Origin of the sequence: Lapillicoccus sp. (assembly GCF_039935575.1) — a bacterium.
In the GTDB taxonomy this organism is placed as follows: Bacteria; Actinomycetota; Actinomycetes; order Actinomycetales; family Dermatophilaceae; genus Lapillicoccus.
The window spans coordinates 1-5,748 of record NZ_JBDTKA010000038.1 but is presented as its reverse complement, the minus strand read 5'-3'; the positions used below and the strand labels follow the sequence as shown (position 1 = coordinate 5,748).

Below are 5,748 nucleotides of genomic sequence, written 5' to 3'. Positions count from 1 at the left end.
TTAAATCGGAGCAGGAACGCAACCAGCCGGTACGGCGGTCGTCACCCACCGGCGAACCTTCAGGCCAACCCACCCACCCGATCCGTCGGTAGCCTTCGGCGCGAAGGTGGGTCACGGCGGCGGCCGTCCCCGCCTGCCCGTCGACGTCCACCCACGCAGTGACCGTGGGGTCATCCCAGATCCGACCAAATGAGACGAACGGGACGTTGCGCTCACGTAGCCACGCCGCCCGCGGGTCGTCATGGGTCGTCTGGCTCAGGACGAAGCCGTCAACGACCTGGGTCGACAACAGCTTCTCGTACATCGTCAGGGTGTCCGCCTCGTCGCAGACAAACGTCACCAGGTGTGCATCAGCCTCCTGCACGCTCGCGGTCAGAGTGGCCAGGAACGGGTCGAGGACGTTGCGGAAGCCCCGCCAGGTCGGCCCGGCGATCTGGAATCCCACCGCGTTAGCGCGCTGACGTCGCAGGGAGCGAGCCGCCCGGTTGGGCTGAAAACCCAGCGCCTTGATGTGGGCCTGGACACGCTGAAGGGTCTGCGGGGTCAACCGGTGCGGGTGGTTGAGGGCGTTACTCACCGTCTGACGCGACACCTGCGCCGCGGCAGCTACGTCCACCAGGGTGGCTCGCTGGGGTCCAGAACTGGGCAATTGGGCCACGACCCCCCGTCCGCATCGACGTATTCGAACGTTCAAAAGGCGTCTTGACAGTTCTTTGAACGTGCATATTCTGGTGCAGATACTCGCCCCGGTCCCCCGTTACTGTCAAGACCTGTTCCCCGATCGAGATACACCAGGGCACAGCCGGACGCTCCGACGCGCGAAAGTAGGTAACGACCGTGTCCGTGCCGCAGGTACCTCGTCAACCGTGGCTACACGAGCTCAACATCACGGTGCTCGGCAGCTGCACAGCCTTGTCGACCACCTCCGGAGACATCACCTCCTGCGGAGCCAACGGCCTGTTCGTCGACGACCGAAGGGCGATCAGCGAGCTGAGCATCCTCCTCGGCGGTGAGCCACCCACCCGAATCTTCGACACCGCGCTGGCGTCCCGAGCCGAGTTCCTCGGCTCGGGACGCAACCTCGGAACCGCCTCCCCCGACCCGGTCGTCGAGGTCCACCGGCACCGCCAGCTCGACGACATGGTCATGACCGAACGCATCGAAGTCACCTCCCGTGCCGCCGAGTCGATCAGCACCCGGCTGGACGTGCGGGTGGCCAGCGACGGTGCCACCATTATCGAGGTCAAAGCGGGCCGGACCGTGTCTCCCCTCATTCCCAGGCACAGCGACGGCCACATCTGCTTCGACACCGAATGGCACCACTGCGCCGTAGCGTTCACCCCCCCGCCCTCCGGCGTCGACCTCGATGCCGGCGGGGCGTCTGCCGTATTCGACGTCGTGCTAGGCGAGCAGGTCCCCGTCACCGTCGTCATCACCGTCGTCGTCACCCGGGCCCGCCGGTCCGCGTTCGACGCCGGCTCCGGGTCAGGGTCTCGGTCGAGCAGCATTGGGTGGGCCGATGTTCGCGTCACGGGTGCCGACCCGCGGCTCGGGCGTGCGGTCGCCGCCTCCATGGCCGACCTTTCAGCGTTGTGTTTGACCGACCCAGAAGAGCCAGAGGACGTCTTCGCTGGCGCCGGAACACCCTGGTATCTCACCCTTTTCGGCCGAGACTCGCTGTGGGCCGCGCAGCTGACCCTACCTCTGGGGACGGACCTGGCTCGCGGGACCTTGCGGGCGTTAGCTCGCCGCCAAGGAACCCGCTACAACACGAAGTCCGCTGAGGCCCCCGGCAAAATCCCCCACGAGATCCGCCGGTTCGACCTCGTGGACAACGCATCGACCATGGTCCTCCCCAGCACCTACTACGGGACCGTCGACGCCACCGCCCTATGGGTGATCCTGCTGCACGACGCCCATGCCTGGGGCCTGGCCGACGCCGACGTCCTTGATCTGCTGGACCCCCTCGAGGCCGCCGTGAGGTGGCTGGTCGAGGATGCCACCGGTCCGGACGGCCTGCTCAGATACGTAGACGACACGGGCACCGGGCTAAGCAACCAAGGGTGGAAAGACTCAAACGACGCCATCCGGTTCCGCGACGGACAAATTGCCACGGCGCCCATCGCGCTCATCGAGGCACAAGCCTACGCAGCCCATGCTCTCCAGTGCGCCGCCCGGCTGTTAACGACCTTCTCCCGCCGCGGTGCCCCCCAGGCCCTACAGCGGTCCCAGCACCTTGTCGACGCCATCAGAGAACGCTTCTGGGTGACCACAGAAACCCCCCCCTACCTCGGACTGGGTCTTGACGGGGACAGCCGCCTCGTCGATGGGCTCGGGTCCAACATGGGCCACGTCCTCGGTATGGGTGTCCTGACACCGTCCGAGGTCAGCGCCACCGCCTCCCACCTCACCTCCCCGGCCCTGTTCGACACATACGGTATTCGTACGCTCGGGGCCGACAACGGCGGCTTCAACCCCATCGGCTACCACACCGGCTCGATCTGGACTCACGACACCGCCATCAGCGCCGCGGGACTAGCCGCCGAAGGACGTGTCACGGACGCTGTCACCGTCGCAAAGACATTGCTCTCAGCCGCCGAGGCGTTTGACTACCGCTTCCCCGAGCTGTACCAGGGTGCCGGCGCACTCGGCCAACCCGCCCCCTACCCCGCCGCATGCCGACCGCAAGCATGGTCAGCCGCCTCAGCCGCCGTCCTGCTCTCAGTAGCGCTAGGCCTGCAGCCCGACGCGCCCAACCGCACCCTCACCGTGCGCCCTGTGCGGCCAGCCGCCTTCGGAGCCATGCGCATCGAAGGTCTGAAGTTCTGCGGGGAACGTCTCGACCTGGACGTCGACGCCCAGGGCACCGCCACAGTGCTCCTCGCGCCGGATAACGTCCGCATCAACATCAGATAACGCGCGGGCGGCGATAGGACCGAGGAGTCGAGCGCGTTGGTCCGTGGTGCGCACCGGGTGATCACGATCGCCGATTTCGCTGGTGACCGGAGCCAGCAGGGTCCGCCCTGCGGTCGGCGCGCCGGGCCTTTCCCGGTGCGTGTCCAGGTCGTGAGCTGAGGGTTTGCAGCGGTCATAGGTGGCCGCCGGCGGTGCTATGGGTCGGGCGCCGTTCCTGGTGGTCGCACCTGCGGCAGACGACGCCCACGGCTGCCAGAAGCCGCCACGATCCACTTGCGGTACCCCTGCCGTTCGACGGCCCGCTTGGCAGGCGGGTTGCGAATTCGCTTGAATGACGTCTCTTGGGCCGGTTGGCTCAAGGGATGTCATCGAACCCGGCGCCTTTCCAGTGATCACCGTTCCTGAGTCGTTTCGAGAGATGCCACGCTGGTGGCACGACCAGCTCGGCCGCGAGTGGCTGGACGCATTGCCGACGCTGGTTGCGGATCAGTGTCGACGCTGGGGTCTCGACGTCGACGGCGAGCCGATGCACGGGTCGAACGCTCTTGTCGTCCCGGTTCGCCGTCGCAGCGAGCTATACGTCCTTCGGCTATCACCGCCGGGCGACGAGGTCACCCAGGAAGCAGCAGCCCTCCAGCTGTGGGCCGGTCGAGGCACGGTGCGCCTGATCTCGTTTGACGTGGAATCCCGCACCATGTTGCTGGAACGACTGAACACCTCCCGCAGCCTGCAGTCGGAGCCATTCTCGGCCGCGGTTCCCGTCATCGCCCACCTTGTCAGACAGCTAGCAGTACCGACACCCTCCGACGTCCTCTCGACCGCAGCAGTCGCCGCAGGTCACGTCCGAACCTTCGAGCAGGACTGGCTGGCGCTCGACCACCCCACCCCACAAACTCAACTGACCACGGCGATCGAGCTGGCCGATGACCGCGCCCAAGCACAACCGTCCTTACTCGCGGTGAACGGAGACCTCCACTGCGAGCAGGTGCTGGCTGCCGACCGTGCGCCGTGGCTGGTCGTCGATCCAGTCCTCCTACGCGGTGACCCTGAGTACGACTTCGCCAGAGTCCTATGGGCGCGGCTCGACGAGCTACCCAGCAGCGCAGACATCACCGACGCCTTCGACGTTTTCGTGCAAGCCGCTCAAGTGCCACCCGAGCGAGCCCGCTGCTGGATCGTTGTGCGATCGATGTCCTACCTGTTGTGGGGAACCTCTCACGCATTGACCTGGGACCCACCAAAGTGTCGACGCCTCCTCAACGTCTTCTGTTGACCGCACAGAATTCGATGACTGGCCCCACCAATCCGATATCCCCTACCCCATCTGCAGAACCGGCGACACTGCGTCGGGCGTATCGCAAGCGTCGGCATCGGGCTGGAGACGAAAAGACCGTCTCAGCCGTGACTGAGCACGTTGAGCACGTGGCCGTCAGGGTCGCGGACGAAGAAGCGTCGCACCCCCCACGGTTCGTCGGTGAGGGGATGCACGATCTCCGAACCGGCTTGAAGGGCAGCCGCGTAGGCGGCGTCGACGTCGTCGACCTGAATGGAGACTTCTGGCACGACGGGAGCGGTCTCGTCGTGGGTCATCAAGCTGATCTGGGAGCTCGAGTTCCGCGGGTCGGAAAGGGTCACGATCCAGCCGTGATCCATAACCGGCTGGAAGCCGAAAACCGCGTCGTAGAAGTGCTTGGCCTCCTCCATCGACTGGCTGACCAGATCTGGAACCACCCTCTCGACCCTCATACGCGCCACCCTGCCCCGCCAAGCGAGCACCAGCAACCTGAATGCGTCCCGCAGGCCGACGGGTCGCAAAACGTGTTTGCGGGGTCGGTCTAGGTGACCACATGCTGCGGGCATGCAGATGCACAGCGGTCAACTCACGGTCTCGACCGAGGCGGTGCGCGAGCTGGTGAGCCTGCAGTTCCCTCAGTGGGAGGCTTCACCCGTCAGCGCCGTCGCGTCGCACGGGACCGTGAACGCGATATTCCGGGTCGGCCACGATCTGTGCGCCCGGTTTCCGCTGCAGCGCGCGGATGTCGAGCCAACCCGGCGGTGGCTTGAGTCTGAGGCCGCGGCTGCGCGCCGGCTGGTCGGCCGCACCCGGTTCCGCACACCAGAACCCATCGCAATCGGCGAGCCTGGCGCTGGCTATCCATTGCCGTGGTCGGTACAGACGTGGCTTCCCGGGACCGTCGCCAATGAGCAGGACCCGAGCGGGTCCGTCGCCTTCGCGCGTGACCTGGCGCAGTTCGTCCGGGAGGTCCGCGTCATGGACACCGAAGGTCGCACGTTCGACGGCACGAACCGCGGCGGCGACCTACGCTCCCACGACGCGTGGATGGCGGAGTGCTTCGAACGCAGCGAAGGAATGCTGGATGTCCCCTGGCTACGCAGGACCTGGCGAGAGCTACGGAAGCTGCCCAGGACCGCGGTCGACGTCATGACACACGGTGATCTGACCCCCGGAAACCTACTCGTCGCGGACGGGCGGCTAACGGGCGTCTTGGACGTTGGTGGCCTGGCACCGGCTGACCCGGCCCTCGATCTCGTAGCCGCTTGGCACGGCATGGCGACTGACCCGCGTCAGGAGTTCCGCGTCATGCTGGCCTGCGACGACCTCGAATGGGCCCGCGGTGCAGCGTGGGCCTTTCAACAAGCGCTCGGGGCAGCCTGGTACTACGCGGACAGCAATCCAACTATGAGCGAGATGGGCCGACGCACACTCGCCCATATCGCAGCGAACCCACCGCTCTGACTCAAGGCGAATCCGCCCGCGGCTCACCCCTACCCCGGTCCCATAGGCGAACTTGGGGTTAACCCCAATACCCA

Annotated in this window: 5 protein-coding genes; 3 read left to right on the top strand and 2 right to left on the bottom strand. The window is 66.2% G+C overall.

Annotated elements, in window-relative coordinates:
- Positions 1-577: LacI family DNA-binding transcriptional regulator (locus ABI385_RS04885; RefSeq protein ID WP_407068227.1), on the bottom strand; the 577-nt coding region annotated here is incomplete at its 3' end.
- Positions 578-843: 266 nt separating this feature from the next.
- On the opposite strand from ABI385_RS04885, the gene ABI385_RS04880 reads away from it, so the two are divergent.
- Both ABI385_RS04880 and ABI385_RS04875 read left to right on the top strand, forming a co-directional pair.
- Entirely contained in the window at positions 844-2,916 is a 2,073-nt protein-coding gene (locus ABI385_RS04880; protein ID WP_348102620.1) for a glycogen debranching N-terminal domain-containing protein, read from the top strand.
- Between the two features lie 418 nt (positions 2,917-3,334).
- Positions 3,335-4,189, top strand: coding sequence for an aminoglycoside phosphotransferase family protein (locus ABI385_RS04875; protein WP_348102619.1), 855 nt, complete (start codon positions 3,335-3,337; stop codon positions 4,187-4,189).
- A 122-nt stretch (positions 4,190-4,311) separates the two neighbouring features.
- Here the strand turns inward: ABI385_RS04875 and ABI385_RS04870 are convergent, their stop codons facing one another.
- A complete protein-coding gene (locus ABI385_RS04870) occupies positions 4,312-4,662 on the bottom strand; it encodes a VOC family protein (RefSeq protein ID WP_348102618.1) in 351 nt (116 codons plus the stop codon).
- 112 nt (positions 4,663-4,774) lie between these two features.
- On the opposite strand from ABI385_RS04870, the gene ABI385_RS04865 reads away from it, so the two are divergent.
- Positions 4,775-5,674: an aminoglycoside phosphotransferase family protein gene (locus ABI385_RS04865; RefSeq protein WP_348102617.1), complete on the top strand. Its 900-nt coding sequence runs from the start codon at positions 4,775-4,777 to the stop codon at positions 5,672-5,674.
- Positions 5,675-5,748: the final 74 nt, after the last annotated feature.

Excerpts from the sequence above, each read along its gene's own strand:
- ABI385_RS04875 (WP_348102619.1), top strand. The coding sequence starts at position 3,335 with ATGCCACGCTGGTGGCACGACCAGCTCGGCCGCGAGTGGCTGGACGCA.
- ABI385_RS04870 (WP_348102618.1), bottom strand. The coding sequence starts at position 4,662 with ATGAGGGTCGAGAGGGTGGTTCCAGATCTGGTCAGCCAGTCGATGGAG.
- ABI385_RS04865 (WP_348102617.1), top strand. The coding sequence starts at position 4,775 with ATGCAGATGCACAGCGGTCAACTCACGGTCTCGACCGAGGCGGTGCGC.